At 34.3% G+C, this 20,710-nt stretch carries 27 protein-coding genes, 1 pseudogene and 1 riboswitch; of the genes and pseudogenes, 26 read left to right on the top strand and 2 right to left on the bottom strand.

Translation table 11 applies throughout. The annotated features are described in order from the left end of the window. Window positions 1-55 precede the first annotated feature (55 nt). From DN393_RS14075 to DN393_RS14035, 9 genes and pseudogenes are all read left to right on the top strand, one after another. Window positions 56-1,099 (top strand): homoserine dehydrogenase, encoded by a 1,044-nt coding sequence (locus DN393_RS14075; RefSeq protein ID WP_064475345.1) that lies wholly within the window; start codon window positions 56-58, stop codon window positions 1,097-1,099. 160 nt (window positions 1,100-1,259) lie between these two features. Next, window positions 1,260-2,708 carry a MocR-like pyridoxine biosynthesis transcription factor PdxR gene (gene pdxR, locus DN393_RS14070; RefSeq protein WP_000471626.1) on the top strand — a complete coding sequence of 483 codons (1,449 nt, stop codon included), beginning with the start codon at window positions 1,260-1,262 and terminating at the stop codon, window positions 2,706-2,708. A 4-nt stretch (window positions 2,709-2,712) separates the two neighbouring features. After that, window positions 2,713-3,627 (top strand): D-alanine--D-alanine ligase, encoded by a 915-nt coding sequence (gene ddlB / locus DN393_RS14065; RefSeq protein WP_064475969.1) that lies wholly within the window; start codon window positions 2,713-2,715, stop codon window positions 3,625-3,627. A gap of 72 nt (window positions 3,628-3,699) precedes the next feature. Continuing rightward, a riboswitch (TPP riboswitch) is annotated at window positions 3,700-3,805 on the top strand. 124 nt (window positions 3,806-3,929) lie between these two features. Further along, entirely contained in the window at window positions 3,930-4,619 is a 690-nt protein-coding gene (gene tenA, locus DN393_RS14060; protein WP_098112046.1) for a thiaminase II, read from the top strand. Window positions 4,620-5,064: 445 nt separating this feature from the next. After that, window positions 5,065-5,388, top strand: coding sequence for a heterocycloanthracin/sonorensin family bacteriocin (locus tag DN393_RS14055; protein ID WP_141669115.1), 324 nt, complete (start codon window positions 5,065-5,067; stop codon window positions 5,386-5,388). Window positions 5,389-5,904: 516 nt separating this feature from the next. Continuing rightward, the gene (locus DN393_RS14050) at window positions 5,905-6,237 is read left to right on the top strand and encodes a DUF898 family protein (RefSeq protein WP_000402399.1); all 333 of its coding nucleotides are present in this window, start codon (window positions 5,905-5,907) and stop codon (window positions 6,235-6,237) included. A gap of 830 nt (window positions 6,238-7,067) precedes the next feature. Then, on the top strand, window positions 7,068-8,600 hold the full coding sequence (locus tag DN393_RS14045; protein WP_098102274.1) for an alpha/beta hydrolase: 1,533 nt from the start codon (window positions 7,068-7,070) through the stop codon (window positions 8,598-8,600). A gap of 386 nt (window positions 8,601-8,986) precedes the next feature. Beyond that, window positions 8,987-9,256 (top strand): annotated as a pseudogene (locus tag DN393_RS14040) (thiaminase II/PqqC family protein); the annotation flags it as partial. Window positions 9,257-9,585: 329 nt separating this feature from the next. Then, entirely contained in the window at window positions 9,586-10,287 is a 702-nt protein-coding gene (locus DN393_RS14035) for a pPIWI_RE module domain-containing protein (RefSeq protein ID WP_142289282.1), read from the top strand. 38 nt (window positions 10,288-10,325) lie between these two features. On the opposite strand, the gene DN393_RS14030 is transcribed toward DN393_RS14035, so the two are convergent. Then, the gene (locus tag DN393_RS14030) at window positions 10,326-11,435 is read right to left on the bottom strand and encodes a site-specific integrase (RefSeq protein WP_149173626.1); all 1,110 of its coding nucleotides are present in this window, start codon (window positions 11,433-11,435) and stop codon (window positions 10,326-10,328) included. 202 nt (window positions 11,436-11,637) lie between these two features. On the opposite strand from DN393_RS14030, the gene DN393_RS14025 reads away from it, so the two are divergent. From DN393_RS14025 to DN393_RS31555, 4 genes are all read left to right on the top strand, one after another. Continuing rightward, the gene (locus DN393_RS14025) at window positions 11,638-11,847 is read left to right on the top strand and encodes a hypothetical protein (protein WP_149173625.1); all 210 of its coding nucleotides are present in this window, start codon (window positions 11,638-11,640) and stop codon (window positions 11,845-11,847) included. 617 nt (window positions 11,848-12,464) lie between these two features. After that, window positions 12,465-13,562 (top strand): AimR family lysis-lysogeny pheromone receptor, encoded by a 1,098-nt coding sequence (locus DN393_RS14020; RefSeq protein WP_149173624.1) that lies wholly within the window; start codon window positions 12,465-12,467, stop codon window positions 13,560-13,562. A 12-nt stretch (window positions 13,563-13,574) separates the two neighbouring features. Further along, the gene (locus DN393_RS31560; protein ID WP_088046583.1) at window positions 13,575-13,724 is read left to right on the top strand and encodes a hypothetical protein; all 150 of its coding nucleotides are present in this window, start codon (window positions 13,575-13,577) and stop codon (window positions 13,722-13,724) included. A 121-nt stretch (window positions 13,725-13,845) separates the two neighbouring features. Continuing rightward, window positions 13,846-13,986: a hypothetical protein gene (locus DN393_RS31555; RefSeq protein ID WP_176373009.1), complete on the top strand. Its 141-nt coding sequence runs from the start codon at window positions 13,846-13,848 to the stop codon at window positions 13,984-13,986. 19 nt (window positions 13,987-14,005) lie between these two features. Here the strand turns inward: DN393_RS31555 and DN393_RS14015 are convergent, their stop codons facing one another. Next, window positions 14,006-14,344 (bottom strand): helix-turn-helix domain-containing protein, encoded by a 339-nt coding sequence (locus tag DN393_RS14015; protein ID WP_088060324.1) that lies wholly within the window; start codon window positions 14,342-14,344, stop codon window positions 14,006-14,008. A 169-nt stretch (window positions 14,345-14,513) separates the two neighbouring features. Between DN393_RS14015 and DN393_RS14010 the strand changes: the two genes are divergently transcribed. From DN393_RS14010 to DN393_RS13960, 13 genes are all read left to right on the top strand, one after another. After that, window positions 14,514-14,723, top strand: coding sequence for a helix-turn-helix domain-containing protein (locus DN393_RS14010; RefSeq protein WP_088046585.1), 210 nt, complete (start codon window positions 14,514-14,516; stop codon window positions 14,721-14,723). A gap of 122 nt (window positions 14,724-14,845) precedes the next feature. Beyond that, window positions 14,846-15,121: a helix-turn-helix domain-containing protein gene (locus tag DN393_RS14005; protein WP_088060326.1), complete on the top strand. Its 276-nt coding sequence runs from the start codon at window positions 14,846-14,848 to the stop codon at window positions 15,119-15,121. Continuing rightward, a complete protein-coding gene (locus tag DN393_RS31965; protein WP_255449763.1) occupies window positions 15,114-15,245 on the top strand; it encodes a hypothetical protein in 132 nt (43 codons plus the stop codon). The genes DN393_RS14005 and DN393_RS31965 overlap by 8 nt, the downstream gene beginning before the upstream one ends. Before the next feature lie 20 nt (window positions 15,246-15,265). Next, window positions 15,266-15,586, top strand: a complete 321-nt coding sequence (locus tag DN393_RS14000; RefSeq protein WP_149173623.1) for a hypothetical protein — start codon at window positions 15,266-15,268, stop codon at window positions 15,584-15,586. Next, window positions 15,587-15,781 (top strand): hypothetical protein, encoded by a 195-nt coding sequence (locus tag DN393_RS13995; RefSeq protein ID WP_149173622.1) that lies wholly within the window; start codon window positions 15,587-15,589, stop codon window positions 15,779-15,781. A gap of 77 nt (window positions 15,782-15,858) precedes the next feature. After that, window positions 15,859-16,794 carry a YqaJ viral recombinase family nuclease gene (locus tag DN393_RS13990; protein ID WP_149173621.1) on the top strand — a complete coding sequence of 312 codons (936 nt, stop codon included), beginning with the start codon at window positions 15,859-15,861 and terminating at the stop codon, window positions 16,792-16,794. Window positions 16,795-16,809: 15 nt separating this feature from the next. After that, window positions 16,810-17,616: a recombination protein RecT gene (recT, locus tag DN393_RS13985; protein ID WP_073535957.1), complete on the top strand. Its 807-nt coding sequence runs from the start codon at window positions 16,810-16,812 to the stop codon at window positions 17,614-17,616. Continuing rightward, window positions 17,609-17,785 (top strand): hypothetical protein, encoded by a 177-nt coding sequence (locus tag DN393_RS31550; protein WP_179958506.1) that lies wholly within the window; start codon window positions 17,609-17,611, stop codon window positions 17,783-17,785. The genes recT and DN393_RS31550 overlap by 8 nt, the downstream gene beginning before the upstream one ends. Before the next feature lies 1 nt (window position 17,786). Then, window positions 17,787-18,644 carry a DnaD domain-containing protein gene (locus DN393_RS13980; RefSeq protein ID WP_149173620.1) on the top strand — a complete coding sequence of 286 codons (858 nt, stop codon included), beginning with the start codon at window positions 17,787-17,789 and terminating at the stop codon, window positions 18,642-18,644. Further along, window positions 18,598-19,407, top strand: coding sequence for an ATP-binding protein (locus tag DN393_RS13975; protein WP_255449762.1), 810 nt, complete (start codon window positions 18,598-18,600; stop codon window positions 19,405-19,407). The genes DN393_RS13980 and DN393_RS13975 overlap by 47 nt, the downstream gene beginning before the upstream one ends. A 5-nt stretch (window positions 19,408-19,412) precedes the next feature. Continuing rightward, window positions 19,413-19,601, top strand: coding sequence for a hypothetical protein (locus tag DN393_RS13970; protein WP_149173619.1), 189 nt, complete (start codon window positions 19,413-19,415; stop codon window positions 19,599-19,601). Then, window positions 19,582-20,088 (top strand): YpiB family protein, encoded by a 507-nt coding sequence (locus DN393_RS13965; RefSeq protein ID WP_149173647.1) that lies wholly within the window; start codon window positions 19,582-19,584, stop codon window positions 20,086-20,088. The genes DN393_RS13970 and DN393_RS13965 overlap by 20 nt, the downstream gene beginning before the upstream one ends. 15 nt (window positions 20,089-20,103) lie before the next feature. Further along, the gene (locus DN393_RS13960) at window positions 20,104-20,550 is read left to right on the top strand and encodes an MFS transporter (protein ID WP_255449760.1); all 447 of its coding nucleotides are present in this window, start codon (window positions 20,104-20,106) and stop codon (window positions 20,548-20,550) included. Window positions 20,551-20,710: the final 160 nt, after the last annotated feature.

Below are 20,710 nucleotides of genomic sequence, written 5' to 3'. Positions count from 1 at the left end.
AGCGCTTTATATTATATTGAAAGAGGGATATGGTAGAAAATATGGGGGGTATATTATGAAAATAAAAGTTGTATTATCAGGATATGGAACAGTAGGAAGAGAGTTTATAAAATTATTAAATGAAAAAAATTTATATATAAATGAAATATATGGAATAGATTTAGTGGTAAGTGGTGTATTAGGTAGAAATGTTGCAATACATAATGAGGACGGATTATCTATTCATCACTTATTAATGTATGGTGGCGGTAGCGCTGCAATTGAAGAATATATTGAACATCATCCGAAGGAACGAGCAACAACTAGCATAAGTGGAACTGTATTAGTAGAATCAACAGTTACAAACCTTAAAGATGGAAATCCAGGAAAACAATATATAAAACAAGCGATTGAGAAACATATGGATATTGTCGCAATTTCAAAAGGCGCACTCGTTACAAACTGGAGAGAAATAAATGAAGCAGCAAAAATCGCAAATGTACGAATTCGATATAGTGGTGCAACTGCTGCGGCATTACCGACACTAGATATTGGGCAATTTAGTTTAGCTGGATGCCATATTGAAAAAATAGAAGGAATATTAAACGGGACTACAAATTATATTCTTTCAAAAATGAATGAGGAAGATATTACGTTTGAAGAAGCACTGAAAGAAGCGCAAAGTAAAGGAATTGCTGAAACGAACCCAATATTAGATGTAAGTGGTTCTGATAGTGCGTGTAAATTGTTACTTTTGACAAACAGTTTAATGGGAACAGAAAATACGCTTACCGATATACATATAAAAGGAATCGAACATGTTACACAACAACTAATTCGAAATGCTAAAGACCATAATAAATATATTAAATTAATAGCTTCAGCATATACGGATAAGGATGGTAAAGTGGCTCTTCATGTGGAACCACACGAAATAGATAAAGATCATCCGCTAGCAAATGTAAATGGGACAGAAAAAGGAATTACCTTCTTTACTGATACGATGGGGCAAGTTACTACAATTGGTGGTGCATCAAATCCACGCGGAGCCGCAGCAGCAGCTTTAAAAGATATAATTAACTTATACCGTAAAGATTTATCACTTAGTAACAGGCAGTAAAACACCTGGTTCGTGAGGGATAATAATCAGTGGGCGATAAACAGCCCATTGATTAAAGTTCCACTTTATAAGACCGTACCGCCCTTTATAAAAAATACATATGTAGTGGACCTTTTGAGAAAGAAATAAATATGCAAAAATGATTGCAGGGGGTAAGGAATTGTTTAAAGATTTTAAAGTTGTGAAAGATCGTCCTGTTTATATTCAATTGAAAGATTATTTGAAAAAGATGATTATGAAAGGTCATTTGCTCGGGGATCAAAAAATCCCTTCAACTAGGGAACTAAGTGAATTACTAAGTGTGAGCAGAAATACTGTGCTCGCTGCTTATGCAGATTTAGAGCAAGAAGGACTCATTTATGCAGTTAAAGGTAAAGGGAATTTTGTAGCGAAGGTTGATATATCGAACACTTCGTCTGTTGAAATAGATTGGAAAAATAAACTTAATACAGTTACCTTATTAGCGGATGAATTAGATTTAATGAAACATGGTGTTCGCTGGGAAAAAGGAATGATTGTTTTTAATAGCATTGCTCCGGACGAAAAGCTATTTGATGTGGAAAATTTCAAAAGAGCTTTTCTTACTCGTATGTCCATTGAAGGGGATGTCGTATTAAACTACGGATACGCAAAAGGTTATAGACCTTTAATGAATTATCTACTTCATTATATGGAAATGAAAGGTGTAGATATTTCGAACAAAGATATTTTAATTACAAATGGATTTACAGAAGGATTAGACATCGTACTATCCTCGTTATCGAAGAAATCAGGGCGGGTTATTTGTGAGAATCCAACTCACCATGCGGCATTGAAGCTTTTCCGTTTACATGGACTTGAAGTTCACGGAATTAATATGAATGAAGATGGCATCGATACAAACGAAGTAGAAAAAAGTTTGCGTGAAAAAGAGTTTGATTTCGCGTATTTAATTCCTTCCTATCATAATCCAACCGGTATTGTTACGAGTTCGGAGAAAAGAACGGAACTGATGAGATTATTCTCAAAATATAAGGTTCCTATTATAGAAGATGGATTTAATGAGGAGCTACGTTATTCAGGTTCGCATTTAGCACCATTATTAACTTTTGCTGGAGCTGGTAATAATGTAATTTATATTAGTAGCTTTTCAAAGGTACTTTTCCCTGGTTTACGTGTAGGCTGGATTATCGCAGATAAAGAACTGATTCATCATTTAGAAAGTGTAAAAAGAGCAAGAACGATTCACACATCTACGTTAGATCAAGCTGTTCTATTTCAATATTTACATGAAGGATATTTTGAAAAATATTTAAAAAAGGCAAGATCAGTTTATAAGAAAAAATATGAGTTAGCTGTTGGGGCGTGTAACGAGTACATTCCGTTTCAAAGAATGACCGGTGATGGTGGACTTCATTTATTTATAGAGTTAGAAGAAAAAATTCATGCCCGCACACTTTTACAAAAGTGTTATGAGCAAGGGGTTACATTTTCTCCTGGAGATGTTTTTTATTCTGATGGAGGAGGAGCGACTACTTTTCGATTAGGGTTTTCACGTCTGAAAGAAGAAGAAATAGTTCGTGGAATAAAAATAATCGGTGATACAATAAAAAATGAAATTTGGAGTTGAGGAAATGAGAATTGGCGTTATTATGGGTGGAGTATCCTCTGAAAAACAAGTATCAATTATGACTGGAAATGAAATGATTGCAAATTTAGATAAAAATAAATATGAAATCGTACCAATTACATTAAATGAAAAAATGGATTTAATCGAAAAAGCGAAAGACATTGATTTTGCGCTCCTCGCATTACACGGAAAATACGGGGAAGATGGGACGGTTCAAGGCACGCTTGAAAGTTTAGGGATTCCTTATAGCGGGAGTAATATGTTATCTAGCGGTATATGTATGGACAAAAATATTTCGAAAAAGATTTTACGCTATGAAGGTATAGAAACACCCGATTGGATTGAACTTACAAAAATGGCGGATCTAAATCTTGATGAATTAGATAAGTTAGGATTTCCGTTAGTGGTAAAGCCCAACTCTGGCGGATCAAGTGTTGGGGTAAAGATTGTATATGATAAAGATGAATTAATTTCAATGCTGGAAACTGTGTTTGAATGGGATTCTGAAGTAGTAATAGAGAAGTATATAAAAGGTGATGAGATTACATGTTCCATTTTTGATGGAAAACAGTTACCTATTATTTCAATCCGACATGCAGCTGAGTTCTTTGATTACAATGCAAAATATGATGATGTTAGTACAATTGAAGAAGTTATCGAACTTCCAAGAGAATTGAAGGAACGTGTAAACGAAGCGTCACTGGCTTGCTATAAAGCATTAAAATGCAGCGTTTATGCAAGAGTGGATATGATGGTGAAGGATGGTATTCCATATGTAATGGAGATTAACACATTACCAGGGATGACACAAGCAAGTTTACTACCGAAAAGTGCAGATGCAGCTGGTATTCATTATAGTAAACTATTAGATATGATTATTGAAACTTCATTGAGAGTAAGAAAAGAAGAAGGATTTTAAGTAGCGGTATCATGAATACTTTTGACAGTAACATGAAGTATGTTATGATGAATACAATACGAAAACTTAATATTTATCCACTAGGGGGGCCTAATATAGGCTGAGATCAAATGAGAATTTGAGACTCTTAGTACCTGATCTGGTTAATGCCAGCGTAGGGAAGTGGGAAAGACATTACTATTTTATGAATAAATACTGTCAATTTCACTTTCTTTACGTCTGTAAAGAAAGTTTTTTTATTTTAAAGCGTTAATAACTGTGGATAAATACGTATAATAAATAAATTACTTGGAGGGATTTAAATGACTTTTTCACAATCATTACGTAAAGAAGTAGATTCAATTTGGGAAGCTAGTTTTCATCATCCTTTTGTAAAAAAACTTGGCGAGGGAACGTTAGATTTAGCTAGTTTTCGCTATTACGTGCTTCAAGATTCATATTATTTGAGTCATTTCGCTAGAGTACAAACTTTAGGAGCTGCAAAGGCTCTAGAATTAGAAACGACAGCTCGTATGGCACACCATGCTCAAAATACATATGAAGCAGAATTATCTTTACATGAGAATTTTGCGAAGAAACTAGGGATTACACAAGAAGAAAAAGATAATTTTATCCCTGCTCCAACTGCATATGCGTACACGTCACATATGTATCGTGCTGCGTATGAAGGACATTTAGGTGATATCATTGCAGCAATTTTACCTTGCTATTGGTTATATTATGAAATTGGTGAGCGTTTAAAAGAGTGTCAGCCAGAAGAGCCAATTTATAACGAATGGATTTCTGCTTATGGATCTGATTGGTTCCGTACGCTAGTTGAAGAGCAAATTACAAGATTAGATACTATCGCTGAAAACGTAACAGAGTCTGACCGTAAGCGAATGAAACAGCATTTCATTATTAGCAGTCAATATGAATATTCATTTTGGGAAATGGCTTATACTTTAGAAAAGTGGCCAGTGAATACAGAAGTAGAAGATGTCATTGGATAATGAGTAGGGGTATTGCTATACATAGGTATGGATAATACCTATGTATATGATTTCATAAAAGAAGTATCGCAAAAAGACGCATCAATCTAAGTGCGTCTTTTTTCAATTTATAAAAATGAGCCTATGGAAAAATAACCTAAAAATAGGTATATGAACAAGGTGCATTATCTAGTGATAGGTCATATTTTGTAGGTGTACGTATTGAACTTAATTTATCCCACGTTAACGGACAGTAAAACTCCCACCTCAAAATTCAGTTGGAGCAAAGAAGTTAAGTGGGAGATCAACTGTCCGTAAACGTCCGATTGGTTCAACTAATAATCAGTGGGGGATGAACAAAACCCCCACTGATTAAAGTTTCACTTTATAGCGCTATTTCTACTTAGATTGAACGAACAGAAATATAGGGAAGCATTGAAAAGGTTGAAGTTTATAAACGGAGGTCATGAAAATGAATAAGTTTCAACAAGAACTACAAGCGTTAAGCCTTAATGATTACCAATCTGGAAATATTGTGTATTGGGACCAGCAAAACCAATATCCATATTACTATATTGAAGATGATGCTCGTCGCTGTGGCGGTTGTGGTCGTTGTGGTGGTTGTGGCGGTCGCTGTGGTGGATTTCGTTGTGGTGGATTCCGTTGTATTGGTTGCTTCGGTTGTTTTGGTTGTGGCGGTTGTGGTGGCTGTGGTAGTTGTTCTAATTGTTTTAGTGGTTTTAATGGTACTACTGATACAACTGGTACTATTGTAACATATGAATATTGATAAGAGAAAAAAGGAATCCATTAGTGAAGTATTATACAATTTTTGTAAAAAATCAATCAAAACACATGTAGCATCCTTTCATTTAAAGAAACAAGTTATCCCACCTTTTTATAAACATTGTGACTTTATTTCAAATCAACAATCAAATGTCTTTTTTATGTTCTATACCCTTTACGCGATCTTGGACTTTCGTAAGTAAATTTATTGCACCAGAACCAAAAAGAAGGGCTGCTATCAGCCCTTCTTTCTTTTTTCATATTTCTCATATAATTAAACTTAATCATAAAAAAAATCTTACCACCTTATAAATTGTTACAACCAAGGCTAAGAATCCATTTCCACTAAGAACAAAACCAATCCAATGAAAATATTTACGTTTCTGAATTAAACATCTCGATCCAAAAAGAATTTTAAATTTTATTTTACTTTATATTACGATTTATAGACCTGAAACCATTTTATTGTGATATAATTTGTTTTTGTCATTATGAATGTATATATGTTAGGAGTTTTTTTATGGAAATCGGTTCTGAATTAAAAAATGGTCGCCACTCATTTTTTGATGGTGGATTATTCAGCTTTATTGGTTGGAGTATCCTTGGTGTACTTATTACAGTTTTTACCCTTGGTATTTGTTACCCTTGGGCTTTATGTATGGTTTATGGTTGGAAAATAAATCATACAGTAGTTAACGGGCACCGTATGAAATTCAATGGTTCTGCTGTAGGCTTGTTTGGTAATTGGATAAAATGGTTGCTCTTATCAATTATCACTCTAGGAATCTACTCATTCTGGGTTTTCATTAAACTTGAAGACTGGAAAGTAAAAAATACTACATTTATAAATTAAAAAACATTAGCTTTATAATACCAGTCTATAACGACTGGTATTTTTATTTATGGTATGAAAAACGAAAATATAGATAAATAGCCCATGCTCATTCAGTTAACAAATATGAATACCTCCAGAACAAAAATTCCATACATTTTGAAAGAAACCTTTTTATTTTTCGCTCTGAAGAATATCCGTTTCTTAAGTTAATGGTTTTGAAGTCATCCTTAAATGAAAATTTTCTGTTTCTACATTTAGTTATTTTGAGACTTTTCTTTTTCTTAAACTGTTGGATATGAGTACCTTCTAGTATAAATTTACCATTTAAAAAAGTGATTCTAACAACATTAGGATTGTATCATATAGCACAATGTAATTTGTGTTACATAGCAAGAAAAATAATCAAAATTTAAAGCCTGAAAAAGAAGCACCAAAGCAAATTACATTGGTGTTTCTTTTTTTGCGCTTTCGGGCACAGTGGTTCCTGCAGTACTATTATAAAAGCAATTTCGGATGTAAGGAATTTGTAAGTAATAGGTAAGGAAAAAGAGATTTTCATTGTATATGAAAAAATATAAAGTGGCGCGAAGGGGGAAAAGGGTACGACTTATATATGAAAAACAAACCAGTAACAAGAGTGTTTTAAAGAAAATAAGTAATTTCTAGAGTTAACATACATGTGGAAAAGAGAGCGAAGGCATTTTAAATTGAAGTTTGTTTATAATAGTTTTTTAACCTGTTAGGGGGATCGTAAAGTAGATTATTAATCGCCTTGAAAATATCTATGACCTTATAGTACTAGGCATGCTGTATTAAAAATTTTAATTTTGAAGGGAGAATTAATATATATGAGTACGAAAAAAAGAATGGGTAGTAAGTTATTACTTGTCAGTGCAATTTGTGCGATAACTATTCCTTCGGTTTCATATGCGGAGGAAGTAATGTCACCTAAAAATTTTGAGGATTATTCAAACTTGTTTGAGGGACGGAATAAGGACGTATTGAAAAGAAGTTTATATCCAAATACATACAATAATCCGTTTAGTCACCAAATTAAATCGACATTAAAGGAAACAAACACAAATATAAAAAAAATAGACAATATTGAAGAGGGAAATCCCGTTATATCTACTGCTTTTTCATTTGTCTGTTCTATGCATACTGAAGATTATAAATCTGCATTTGATTTAACTTCTCGATCATTACAGAAAATAATATCTGAAAAATGGTTGAAGAACTATTGGGAAGAACTTCCTACGCAATTACAAAAAGGTTCTTTTATAGAAATTGGAGAGGTTACACAAAAAGAGACAAATTCTGTTCATACAAATGTAGAGATTAACTTAGTTTTTGAACAAATTACTGTACCTTTACTAATAAAACTAGATCCATCTGGAAAAATAGATGATTTTCAACTCAGTATGCCGTTTAGTCCTGTTGCAGATCGGCCATCATATAGTAATCCTAAATCATTTGTTGATAAAGAAGTAGTAGTTGGAAGTGGTGCATTTCCATTACCAGGAACATTATCTGTTCCAAAGGGAAAGGGTCCTTTTCCAGCGGTTATTCTTGTTCATGGAGCTGGAGCAGCCGATCAGGATTCAGCAACGTATGCTTTAAAACCATTTCGTGATTTAGCTGAAGGTCTTGCCTCGAAAGGAATTGCTGTTCTTCGCTATAATAAACGAACCTATGAACATAGATTGAAAACAGAACTTAGTCCTTTTTATACAGTTGATAAAGAGACAACAGATGATGCACTTCTTGTGACTCATTTTCTTCAAAATGAACCTATGATAGATAAGAATCAAATTTATATTCTTGGTCATAGTCAAGGTGGAATGATGATTCCGAGGATAATTGAAAAAAATCAAAATCAAAATATTGCTGGGGCAATTGTGATGGGAGGAGCGGGCAAGGCATTCACAGACAATGTTTTAGATCAACTGGAGTATCGTCTTTCTATTGGAGAAATGAAACCAGAAGAATATAAATTTTACAAATCGCAGTTTGAATTATTAAAGGATCCTAATTTCTCTAGTCAGAATCCGCCAAAGGGTTTTTCTTTAGGACCACCAGTATATTGGGATTCTATCCGTAAAATTAAAGCAGCAGAAATGTCAAAAAAACAAAAAACACCGCTTCTTATTCTTCAAGGAGAAAGAGACTATCAAGTTCTATCAAAAATTGAAATTCCTTATTGGAAAGAACAATTAAAAGAGAGAGATAACATTGATTATCGACTATATCCAAAGTTAAATCACTTCTTTACAGCAGGAGATGGAGAATTAAGTAAACCGGATGAATATTATAGTCCCGCTAATATCCCTGAGTATGTTATAAATGATATTGCTACTTGGGTGCAAGGAAGATCGAACTGAAATTAGCAGCCATATTTTTAAATAGCTATTTTCAGTTCTTAAGGTAGAAATAATAATAATATATTATGATGTGAATAACTATAACGAACGGAGTAAAGTTTCTTATTCAAATACTTTAGATTCTCAAACCTTGGGGCATGATCTATGCCTAGCGTCTTAATATTTTGAAGTATATACAAATACTCTAAACGAAAAAACGGTATTCTTTCTATCTATGATGTAGAAGGACTATCGTTTAATAATCGCTTATATGTCATCTTCAATAATAGCCATTATCATTTAGAACACACTAATACCAAATAATCATAAAAACATTCTTAATATCAAGAGTTTAACCAATCAGATATTTTTTTACTATTGAGTCGAAACCGGGGCATGATATTGATTTCTACTCAATTGATGAATGTTTAAAAGAGCGTCAGCCAGAAGAGCCAATTTATAAAGAATGGATTTCTACATCGGGTTGGTTCCGTACTTTAGTTGAAGAGCAAATTACACGATTAGATGCAATAGCTGAAAAAGTAACAGAGGCAGACCGAAATCGAATGAAACAGCATTTTATTATTAGCAGCCAATATGAATATTCATTTTGGGAAATGGCTTATACTTTAGAAAAGTGGCCAGTGAATACAGATGTAAAAGAAGTAATTGGATAAAAAAGGTATTGTTGAACATAGGAATGAACAATACCTTTTTTATCGTTATTTTTGTAAAGTTATTGTAAATTGCAAATACAATACACTATTTATATTGTATAATTCGAATGTACTATATTTAATATTAGTAGGTGGTGATGTATATGTTGTGTTTTATAAAGTATAGAAGATAAACAATTATTATTTTTTAATTATAATGTATTATTTGAATAAATTAATAATAATTAAATTTTAAAGAACTGGGTTTTAATTGATTAGATTATGTAACGTAACGGTTTCTTCTAGTTTTTAGATGATCAAGGCAAATGAAGAAAGGAAGTATCCATTACATGGAAAAACTACGGTTATTAACATTTGAGAATATTGTAGAGCCGCTTTTAAATGAAAGTGTATCATTTATATACTTTCCTATCGAATGGCTTGATATTGTAGAAATACATTATAAGACATTTTTATTAACAAGTAAGTTAAAAAGATTGAATGAAAGATTATATGATATGTTTTCTGATATATTATTTATTCAGCACAATCCATATGTATTAAATGAAAATACACCATGGATTGTATGCAAAGAACCTATTAGAAAAGAACAACTCGATTATATTTTCCAAAGTTGGTATGAGGTTATACATGATTGGAAACCTAATAAATTAATAGAATCGCCAAAATATGAATGGCATTACGATTTAATTTCTAATTTAACAGTACTACATGATAATGAAGTATATTCTAAGTGGTTGCCCGCTTTAATTTCACATATTTTTTGTGAACAATCTGTACGATTAGAGAATATTAACGAAGAAGATATATATTTTTCTCCGCTTAGATCACAAAATATTTGTGAGGCAATGTCAGAGCCTATTAAAGATGAAAAAACACAAGATTATTTCGCCTACGTATATCGGTTCGAATGTATCACGCGCGGTGGCGAGAATATTCCGTTATTAAATGTTTCAATAGGAATTCGGAGGTTTTATCAAGAATATAAGATGTTGAGTCAAACAAACCTTGATATAACAGCTTTTGTTTGACTTGTTTTTATAAAATGCAAACATTTTGCAAACATAAGTTATCCAAAGATGCTTTTACCGAAGTTTTTAACAGCCTCTTCTTGCATATTCGGTAAAATATGCGAATACACACTTAATGTCATTGAAATGTCTGTATGACCTAATCGCTCACTGATAATTTTAGGGTTAACTCCTTGTTTCAATAGTATGGTAGCGTGTGTATGTCTTAAATCATGGAATTTAATTTCTTTTATACCCGCTTTGTGTGTATCTCTAATGAAACTCTTTCTGAAATGTGCTTTTTTTATAATTCTTCCAAACTCATTACAATGAATTAAATCTTGATCTTGATAAGCAGAACCAAACCTTAATTTTTCTTTATTAATTAAAATCTTATGTCTTTTTAAGGATTCTATAGTTTCTTTAGGTACAGGAATGGTACGCTTTGATGAATTTGTTTTTGCTGTTTTTTTGATTTTATTGTCATGGCCAGATGTTTGGTTTATTGTAACGGTGTGTTTTTCAAAATCAACGTCCTGCCATCGTAAGCCTAGAACTTCTCCCATACGCATACCTGTAGTTATTGCAAGTAGATATCCAATGTGATATCGTGATTCTTGTGAATGCAAAAGAAACTTTTTTACTTCTTCCTCTGTCCAAGTCTGGATAGAGGTTCTTTCTTTTTTTGGTATCTCAGCAAAAGCGGCCGGATTTCGAGAAATAATATTTTGTTTTACAGCTAGATTTAAAGCGCTCTTTAAGATTCTATGCATAAGCAGAATAGAATTGTTTGCAATACCTTTATCTATCGCAGTTTTATAGCATTTTTGAATGTGCATAACATTTAATTTATGGAGTGCAACCATTCCTATACTAGGTATAACATGTTGGTTGATAAATGCCCTATAGCCGACAAAGGTACTCCTTTCTATACTCATACTTTTAATTTCTAGCCAATGATTTAGATATTCCTTTAACGTAACTTTAGACGGTTCTATAAAAGTTCCTTCATTTAATTCTGTAATCTTCTTCGCAACATCAGCCTGTGCTTCTTTTTTTGTCTTATATCCAGAAAACCACTTCTGTCTTCTTTTTCCTGTCTCTGGATCAGGTCCAATGTCGACTACAATACAATATTTATTACCTCTTTTTCGAATATGTCCTTTCACTTAAAACACTCCTTCAGTTATTTTTGAATCAAGTTGTATAAGTCTAGTTGTAATTTTGCTGCTATGAAAATTACATAGTTGGACATATCAGCGATGGATACATTTTACCATATATGAACAAATTCAGTTATAGGATATGATTGTCAGTCGATGTTAAATAATAGTAAAATATTAATAGATTCGGATAAAGGGAGGGGAGAATATGGGAGAATTCACAAAGGACCCTGGTGGTCACAGGGTTACTGATCCTGGTGTAGGTTGGCACAACGAACCAGGCGGCGCAGGTGGAAGTCCATTAGTACTTGATCCAGGTAATGGGGGCGCAGGATTAAAAATAGAACCAGGTGGACATAGAATGAACGAGCCAGGTGGTGGAGGTTTAAAAAATAATACTGATCCAGGAGGATGGTAATTATGTTATTACACTATAAAGAATCACAGGAAACTGGTACAGGAATAGGTATTTTCGATCCAGGACCGGGCGGAGGATATACAAAAGGTCCTTGGCGGTGGAATGGGCATGTATAATCCAAATCCAGGTGGAGGGTACATGAGAGACCCAGGAACGGGAATATAAAAAAGAGAGCGTAATGCTCTCTTTTTTAATTGGTAAAAGTATGTTGTTTTTAATCGTTGCGATTGGAAATCGGTTCTTCTAAAGTCAAATCATAACACTCTTTTATTATTTAAAAACAATTAGAATAAATGCTCTTATAATAGTGAGATATTCTTAGTAAGAACATGGATTTTTCGAAAAAAAACTTTCTCAACATGAATTTACTGTTAATGGAATGAATGTTCTAAATCTTGTGATAAACTGATTTTAATGAAAAATAAGAACAAAAAAGACCCATAGCGCAGCAAAAGTAGTGTGCAGCCACTCTTTCGCTGTTCCCTAATACGGATAGGGAAAACTTTTGTCATGAGTCAGCCCAAGTATAACATAATATTCCAAAAGAAATCCCCTATGGTACAGTTTTTCTATTGAGAAAATTCGGGTAGGTGTCTCGCGTTCAAGGAGGCTTTAGTATGAATAAGGCAATTGGCTTTGGAGGTATTGTTTCAAGTGATGATTTGAATTCAGCGAAATTATCAAAAATAACAAATTTATCGCAGTCAAATTTATGGAAAACATTGAATGGAAAAGTTCCTATGACTTTCACAAAACTAATGAAAATCTTGGGTGGACTTGATTCTGAAGAGAAGAAAATGGAAGTGGTTCAGGAATTTTTAAAGTGTACTGATAAAGAAGCTGATGTACGGCTTGCTATGTATTACTTATATTTATCAGGTTATACAGAATTACTGCATGATCTTATTGGGAAAGAGTATAAACAATCAGTTACTAATAATTATAAAGAGATTTTTCGCGTTTGTTTAGAAAGACAAACTCGTTTATTAAGGTCAGGAGAATTTCTTAAAGAAATAGAAGAGTTACGCACAAAAGTCAATTTAAATAAACCAGGGGTGAGCATACTTGTGAACACCCTAAGTATATATGGTTATTTTGATTTAGGAGCATACAATGTTTTAACAGTGTTACAAGGGATGATACAAGATAAAATAAATGATATGCCAAAAGGTTTGGAAAGAACCTTAAATGAGGTAGAGTTAAACATAATATGCTCATATGCGTATTTAATGCAGGATGAAGTAGATATGGCTAGAGAGTTATTAAAAAAAGTGCTAGAAGAAGCAGGGGTTCCAAGTTTATTAAAAGCTACAGCATTAAGTATATTTGCGGAAAGTTATATTTTCTGCGACCCTGATAAGGCATTGTATTATTTTGAGCTTTCACTTGTAGAATTGAAAAAAATAAAAAATAGCAAATCATTACTTAAAAGAAAATTAGTGGAAAATACTATCTCTTTTTGTTGTATTATTCATAATTTTCCCTTAAAATCAGAATATGTACATCATAACGCTGAAAGGGCGTTACAGTATATTCGTCAGAATAAGAATAGTAAAGCTTCTGCAATTTTACATCAAATTGATAATCGGACTGCAATTCAAGACTTTTATTTATCAATAGCAACAAAGGATGAAGTATTGCGCAGAAAAGCATATCATCGATTCTTAAAAGACGGCAATTTATTCTATATAAAAATCTTTGATATCTTAAAGTGAGGGACAATGAGAATGAAAAAAATAGTAGCTAGTTTAGTTATTGCATGTACGCTTACATTATCAGTGTTATCTGTTAGTTCGGTATCAATTAAAGATAATCAAGCCACTGAAAAAGTAAAAGAAGTACAAATGATGAGAATGGACCCAGGCACTTTAGGATAATAAATGATTTAAAAATGCCATTGCATCTAAAGATGCGATGGCATTTCGTACGTTTAGGGGATTATTCATTTTCTTCATTTTGGCATTTTTGAATAATTAAGGGCGATGGGGGAAGGGTTATATGGGGCATCTAACAAAAGGAAAATCAGAAATGATTATTGTTGAAAAGAGAATGGAATCATTATTAAAAAAGGTTTATCAAGGTGATAAAGAAGCTTTAGAAAAGCTGAATAAAATAAAAAAAGCGATGGTTAGCAATTAAGCTATCTATCGCTTTTTTCTTATAACTCATTTTTGATCATATTAATTATTTCTTCACGTTTCTTCGGATTCAGGTCATTTATCTGTTGCATTATTTCTTTGAGGTCATCTTTTATTGATTTCGAATCTGTTGAATTTAAATTTTTATATTCAGAAATCCCCATGATGTAGTCTGCTGACACTCCGGATATACGAGACATCTTTTCAACGGTCTCTCTAGATGGGTTTCTGTGACCATTTTCATATAAAGAAATCATTGATTTTTTAGCATTTATAGCTTCTGCGAATTCAAGTTGACTCATTTTAAGAAGCTCTACTCGTATCTCTTTAATTCTAATACCAATTATATTTTCGCTCATTAGTAAATCCTCCCCTAAAAATTCATTGAGTTCAGTCAATGAATTCCCTATATAGAATGTAACAAAAAGGTTTGCTACAAGACAACTAAAATTTTTTGAATAAAAAGGTTGCTTGAAGCAAACCTTTAATATATAATCAAATTAACAAACAAGATGAAGGTGATAAAAAATGATGGTACTTGATACCGAAAAAGTTAAAGCCTTACGAACACAGCTTGGATTTAGTCAGAGTTATGTTGCTGAAAATGTTGGTTATCGAAACAAATCAATCTACTGCAATTTGGAATTGGGTAACAGACAGCCAAGCATTACAAAGTTGGTTAAAATAGCAAAATTGTTAAATGTAAACACTGAAGAAATTTTAAAGGAGTCAGTTTAAGACGACTTTATTTTTTACCCAAAGGTTTGCTTGAAGCAAACTTAATAGGTATATTTTATGAGATATTTTTGCCTTAAATAAAAATTTCATAAGTAAATCACAGTTATAAAGGAGCGAAAAAAATGGGATTAGATCAAATCATTAAAGAGTCAATCCGTGAAGTGATTCGTGAAGAAATCAGATTAGCATTAGCTGATTTACACCAACAATCACAACCAAACAAGGTATTGCGAGTGAAAGAAGCAGCTGCTTATCTCAACATCGCAGTTTGCAGAGTGTATGAACTTGCAAACCATCCGCAGTTTCCGGTTATCCGAGAAGGGCGCAAATTACTCTTCTTACAAAAAGATTTGGAAGCATGGTTAGAAGCGCAAAAGGAGGAACCGTACGTTGGTTGAAAGTACATTCAGCCTTTTAATCACAGCGGTGGTTATCGTGTCATTCGTAGGTGGCGTAGCGCTATTTGATACATTTGCAAAGCTTATCAACGAGAACGAGCAGCTCAAGCAAGAAAATCAGTAATTAAGGAAGGTGAAAAGAATATGAGCATTACAGCGCCAGTTTTACAAAAGGACATGCAAAAGAAACAGGTGTTAGATGAGTTCTTAAAATATTGTAATCAAAGGCAAATTGAAGCATTAATGCAACATAATCCAATCGCACTATGTACTTGGATTAAGGAAGCACGATTAGCAAGAAGGGAACTTGCAGCACTGTATCGAGCGAAAGAAAAACATGATGATGAACGTGAAAGAGATCGTAAAAACATCTTAGGGATTATTAGGCGGTTAAGAAGCCAGGGAGTAAACGCGGACGTGGTGGAAAGAGCTCATTACATTACTCTTTCAGAGGAGGTGAGTTGAATGTTAGAAAATCCAATTGTATTAGGAAATCAACAAGATTCATGCAAAAAAAACTTCGAACATTATTGTAGCGATTGTGAAGGTGAATTGTATTTTGGAATGACCTATTACGAATTCGAAAGAAGTTTAATTTGTGAAGAATGTGCCAAAAAGTTTTTAGAGCGGCACGCAACGAGGTTTGTTGCAGGTGAATAAAAAAGAACCCACGGCAATGGGTTCCCTTTGAAAAATAAGACAGAGCTAGTATATCACAGGAAGCGAGTGAATAGAACATGCAAGCAAAAGTATTGGTTAATACACTTAACATGGACCGCGCTCAGTGGCTACAAGCACGTACACAAGGTATTGGTGGTTCAGATGTTTCTGCTATCGCAGGTTTAAATAAATGGAAATCAGTGGTTCAAGTATTTTTTGAAAAAACACAAGCGATTGAAAAAGAAGATATACAAAGTGAATCGGCATATTTCGGAAACGTTTTGGAAGAGGTGGTGGCAAAAGAATTCTCCAAGCGTACGGATTTAAAAGTACAACGCAGAAATGCAATCCTTCAGCATTCTGAGTATCCTTGGATGTTAGCGAATGTGGATCGATTAATTGTAGGGGAAAAGATTGGCCTTGAGTGCAAATCGGCGTCGGAATATTTAAAAAAAGAATGGGAAGGTGAGGAAGTTCCAGCAGCTTATCTTCTCCAGTGCCAACATTACATGGCTGTAACTGGTTATGAAGCATGGTGGATTGCAGTACTCATCGGTGGTAATAAATTTGTTCATAAAAAAATCGAACGTGATGAGGAATTGATTCAGTACCTTATCGATATTGAAAAAGACTTTTGGCTCAACAATGTTGAGAAGAATGAGCCACCGATGTTTGATGGTTCGGATGCATCAACAGAATTACTTAAACATTTATATCCAGAATCCATTACGGATAGCTTTGTAAGTCTAAGCAAGCAAGAGGAACTTCTCATTGAGGCGCGTGATCAAGTTGATAAGGAAATTAAAGTCCTGCAAGAGCAAAAAGCAGAGTATGAAAACAAATTGAAAGCCAAGCTTGGCAAAAACGAAGCTGGCGGAACTGAGAACTACAAAATTTATTGGAAGTCATATACAACTAATCGGTTTGATGGCAAGCGATTTAAAGCAGATCATCCTGATTTGTATGAGCAGTATGTTAAAGAATCTAAATCAAGAAAATTCACGGTTAAATAAGGGAGGAAATAAAAAATGGCAACTAACAAAGATGTAAAAAATCAATTAGCAAATCGTAAAGCAAGCGCGCCAGTAACACCTGAACAAACAGTAGAAGCGTACATGAAGAAGATGGCTCCACGTTTTGCGGAAGTATTACCAAAGCATATGAGCATGGATCGTATGAGTCGAATTGCATTAACAACAATCCGTACAAATCCAAAGTTACTTGAATGCAAAGTACCGTCACTGATGGGAGCGGTTATGCAAGCCGTACAATTAGGGCTTGAACCTGGGTTACTAGGACATTGCTACATCTTACCGTATAAGAGTGAAGCGACTTTCATTATCGGATATAAAGGGATGATTGATTTAGCAAGACGTTCTGGACATATCCAAAGCATTTATGCACATGCAGTGTACGAAAATGATGAGTTTGAATACGAGTTAGGTTTACACCCTCAACTGAAGCATAAACCATCATTTGGTGATCGTGGCGAGTTTATTGGAGCGTATGCAGTAGCTCATTTCAAGGATGGTGGGCATCAAATGGAGTTTATGCCAAAGAGTGAAATTGAAAAACGAAGAGGGCGTTCAGCTTCAGCAAATTCCAACTATAGCCCGTGGAAAACAGATTATGAGGAAATGGCCAAGAAAACAGTGGTTCGTTACATGTTTAAATACTTACCAATCAGCATTGAAGTACAGTCGCAAGCGCAGCATGACGAAGTGGTTCGTAAAGACATCACGGAAGAACCAGAATTCATTGAAGCTGATCCAATCGAAGTGGATCAATCAGCTGAAGGGAATGGACAGGCAGAATTCGTGATTGAAGGTGAGTAACAAATCAAAAGTGCTTCTCTCTCACAAGTTGTGGGAGGGGGCACAATCAAAAGAAGAATTAAAACAGTCGATTGCACGTTATATACAAACTGGTTATCCGGGTTATCGGATAGAGAAAGTCATTAAGGAAAATGGGTCTTACATCGCGATTTGCACAAGGGGGTCATAAGATGGGCATCTTTCGAGTTAAGAAGGACACAAATTACTCGGTGATACACAACACGCCTTTACGTGATGAAAATCTAAGTTGGCGGGCAAAGGGGTTATTAGCATACATGTTATCGTTGCCGGATGATTGGACTTTTCATGCAACAGAGCTAAGTCAACATGCCAAAGATAGTGAAAAAATAACTACAAGTACTCTTAAAGAATTAAAAGCAGCAGGTTATTTAAAACGTTACCCAGTTCAAAATCAAGAAACAGGGAAAATCTCACATTGGGAAACTGCTGTTTATGAAGTGCCAACCATAGATAAAGAAAACCACCCTATGGAAAAACCACCTAGTGGTAAAGCCACTGACTGGAAAACCACACGTATGGAAAACCACCCAGTGGAAAAAGGCGAACTACTAAATACTAATGATTTACTAAGTACTGAAACACCAAGTACTAATCTAACTAATGATGATGTAGATAAGCATCCACTGATAGATGAAGAATTTCAAAAAAGTTATAACTACCTTTTACAAAACAACATTCCATTAAGTGAAACGGCTATGCAGGACCTTGGAGAATTCAGTGATGTATTAGGAAGCCAAATCATTATGGAAGCTGTCGATAGAGCAGTGGATCAGAACGCCAAACGGTGGAAATACATTAGCGGTATTTTATTCAACTGGCAAAAAAGCAACGTGAAAACATTGGCAGATGTAATCAAGCTTGATGAGGATTATAAAAACCAAAGAGGTGGTGTTGGAAATGCAACACGTGGGGCACGCATTGGCAGAGGTTATGGTACGAGCAGAAGCTATGAGGAAGAAAATGCAAGCCGAGAGCGCAACATGCCAAGCTTCATTAAACGAGTATAGATGTTTAAAAAGTCAAGATTCAGAAGTAGTTTTTTACGAAGAAGTGAATGAATTCGGTATGAGAGTGTCTATGCAAAAAGATTGTAAGTGCAAAGCGCAACGAGTAATGGAACGCAGATTAAAAAACGCGATGATTCCAGAAGAATTTACAGATGCTCGGTTTGATTCATACAAGCGAGAAACAGAGGAACAAAAGCTTCTATATAGCACGATGAGTAAATACCTGCAGAATTTTAAAGAGATCAAGGAATCAAAACAAAATAGCTTGGGATTCATTGCAACATTTGGTGAGCTACGAATTAAGCAACTTGAACCTGCAAAACGAGCACAAGCGAAGAGAGAACATAATAGTTTCGGACTTGGTAAAACACATCTTCAAGTAGCTGCAGCAAAATATCTCATGAAGCGTGGGTATAGCGTACTACTTATATCAGACGGAACTTTCATGGATGATCTGATTGCAGCGAAGATGATGAACGATGACAAAAAGGAATTTAATCGATTGTTAAACCACGCAAAAAAAGTAGAGGTTCTCATCTGGGATGACTTAGGAAAATCGAAATGGTCGGAAGCTAAAGAGAACCTCTACTATCAAATCATTGATTATCGGTATCGTCATAATTTGCCGATTTTATACAGCTCGAATGAAGATGACGAAACATTACCTGAAAAGATTGGTTATGCAGCCAAGAGTCGATTGTTTGGAATGAGTAAACATTACCTAATCGCTGTAGAAGGCGAAGATTATCGTGAGAAGGAGTGAAGAAAATGTGCATGACATGCAGTAATACTGGTGTAGTTCATAAAGAAATTTATCCTGGGATGATAACAATTGAAGGTTGTACTTGTGAGGTAGCAAAGCAACAAGAAGCTTCATACCAAGAACATTGGGATACTTGGATACAAAAATTTGAAGGATGGAAAAGGGGGTTACTGCATGAGCATCGTGTCGGTTGAGAAGAAGCGTGAGTTTATTGAATGGTTTAAAGAGCATTACAAAATGAAATGGAGAGAGTGCCTTTGGATTCTGGAATATTTACTGAAAAATGAAGGGGCATTAAAAAGGGTTCATTTTGTAGAACGAGTTAAATTCGATAAACCAATTTCATTGTTTATGTCTACACAGTGCACAAAAACAGTACCATTTAAATTTTATAAAAACAATTTAGTTTCTGAAGATCCAGACAAAGCTTTTGATCAGATCCGTTTTAATCTAAAAGAAGCAATTTTTATTGAATTAAACTTCGCTGATAAATTCAGATATCCGTTATTCATTGAGGTATTAGAAGATGAAGCATCTGATGAAACAAATCTACCTTTTACTGAAAGATTGGAATTAGCACAGGTAGTTAATGATTTAGAAAAACTAGCTAAAGCACAACTCATCGACCATGCACTGGACACAAGAAATGAAGAACTGTTCCGCAAGCTGATTGCGAATTAAGAGGGAGGTGGAAGGATGGCGGTTCTATACAAATTCAAACTCACAACCATTTTCGAACATTGGCCAAACGAAAAAATTATTGTTGCAGAAACCGAAAGCAAAGCAAGTTATCTGTATTGGCAGCAATTCAGAACAAAGTTTTTAACGATGTCGATGGCAGAATTCATGAAGTTTGTAAAGTGCGAGAACGAAGGTGTTTTTGACATCAAGCGCATGTACAGCGCAGAAAAAGTATTTAAGAAAATGCAGAATTACCGCAACCTCCATTTCGCTTACATGGGTATGCGAGTAAACATAGCTGGCATGTGGGGTACGATCGTCGGGAACTGGAAAACTCATTTATTCGTTTTGTTCGATGGAGAAATTGAGAAATACAACTGTCATCCTTTTTGGGAAATTGCTTACTACGATGATGAGGGGAATGTAGTTCGAGATTATCAGAAGGGGGAATATGCGATGTAAATAAAAAAGGACGAACAGTCGTACCTGTCGTCCTTTATAGGAGAAAAATTATTCTGGATTAGAACTACGAATAACCAGAAAACGCGCTTTAAAACAGTGTTGTCAAAGATGTAATAATCTATGCAACAAAAACGCTTAGTCGGAATTCAAAACACCAAAT

The organism is Bacillus sp. BPN334 (assembly GCF_008368885.1).
Taxonomy (GTDB): Bacteria; Bacillota; Bacilli; order Bacillales; family Bacillaceae_G; genus Bacillus_A; species Bacillus_A wiedmannii.
Note: the sequence above shows the minus strand (reverse complement) of the source record. Positions and strands in the feature narration are given on the sequence as shown.

Bases quoted from the DNA above. Each gene is read 5' to 3' on its own strand.
- DN393_RS14075 (WP_064475345.1), top strand. From the start codon at position 56: ATGAAAATAAAAGTTGTATTATCAGGATATGGAACAGTAGGAAGAGAG.
- ddlB (WP_064475969.1), top strand. From the start codon at position 2,713: ATGAGAATTGGCGTTATTATGGGTGGAGTATCCTCTGAAAAACAAGTA.
- tenA (WP_098112046.1), top strand. From the start codon at position 3,930: ATGACTTTTTCACAATCATTACGTAAAGAAGTAGATTCAATTTGGGAA.
- DN393_RS14055 (WP_141669115.1), top strand. From the start codon at position 5,065: ATGAAAATGAATAAGTTTCAACAAGAACTACAAGCGTTAAGCCTTAAT.
- DN393_RS14050 (WP_000402399.1), top strand. From the start codon at position 5,905: ATGGAAATCGGTTCTGAATTAAAAAATGGTCGCCACTCATTTTTTGAT.
- DN393_RS14045 (WP_098102274.1), top strand. From the start codon at position 7,068: ATGAGTACGAAAAAAAGAATGGGTAGTAAGTTATTACTTGTCAGTGCA.
- DN393_RS14035 (WP_142289282.1), top strand. From the start codon at position 9,586: ATGGAAAAACTACGGTTATTAACATTTGAGAATATTGTAGAGCCGCTT.
- DN393_RS14025 (WP_149173625.1), top strand. From the start codon at position 11,638: ATGGGAGAATTCACAAAGGACCCTGGTGGTCACAGGGTTACTGATCCT.
- DN393_RS14020 (WP_149173624.1), top strand. From the start codon at position 12,465: ATGAATAAGGCAATTGGCTTTGGAGGTATTGTTTCAAGTGATGATTTG.
- DN393_RS31560 (WP_088046583.1), top strand. From the start codon at position 13,575: ATGAAAAAAATAGTAGCTAGTTTAGTTATTGCATGTACGCTTACATTA.
- DN393_RS31555 (WP_176373009.1), top strand. From the start codon at position 13,846: ATGGGGCATCTAACAAAAGGAAAATCAGAAATGATTATTGTTGAAAAG.
- DN393_RS14015 (WP_088060324.1), bottom strand. From the start codon at position 14,344: ATGAGCGAAAATATAATTGGTATTAGAATTAAAGAGATACGAGTAGAG.
- DN393_RS14010 (WP_088046585.1), top strand. From the start codon at position 14,514: ATGATGGTACTTGATACCGAAAAAGTTAAAGCCTTACGAACACAGCTT.
- DN393_RS14005 (WP_088060326.1), top strand. From the start codon at position 14,846: ATGGGATTAGATCAAATCATTAAAGAGTCAATCCGTGAAGTGATTCGT.
- DN393_RS14000 (WP_149173623.1), top strand. From the start codon at position 15,266: ATGAGCATTACAGCGCCAGTTTTACAAAAGGACATGCAAAAGAAACAG.
- DN393_RS13995 (WP_149173622.1), top strand. From the start codon at position 15,587: ATGTTAGAAAATCCAATTGTATTAGGAAATCAACAAGATTCATGCAAA.
- DN393_RS13990 (WP_149173621.1), top strand. From the start codon at position 15,859: ATGCAAGCAAAAGTATTGGTTAATACACTTAACATGGACCGCGCTCAG.
- recT (WP_073535957.1), top strand. From the start codon at position 16,810: ATGGCAACTAACAAAGATGTAAAAAATCAATTAGCAAATCGTAAAGCA.
- DN393_RS13980 (WP_149173620.1), top strand. From the start codon at position 17,787: ATGGGCATCTTTCGAGTTAAGAAGGACACAAATTACTCGGTGATACAC.
- DN393_RS13975 (WP_255449762.1), top strand. From the start codon at position 18,598: ATGCAAGCCGAGAGCGCAACATGCCAAGCTTCATTAAACGAGTATAGA.
- DN393_RS13970 (WP_149173619.1), top strand. From the start codon at position 19,413: ATGTGCATGACATGCAGTAATACTGGTGTAGTTCATAAAGAAATTTAT.
- DN393_RS13965 (WP_149173647.1), top strand. From the start codon at position 19,582: ATGAGCATCGTGTCGGTTGAGAAGAAGCGTGAGTTTATTGAATGGTTT.
- DN393_RS13960 (WP_255449760.1), top strand. From the start codon at position 20,104: ATGGCGGTTCTATACAAATTCAAACTCACAACCATTTTCGAACATTGG.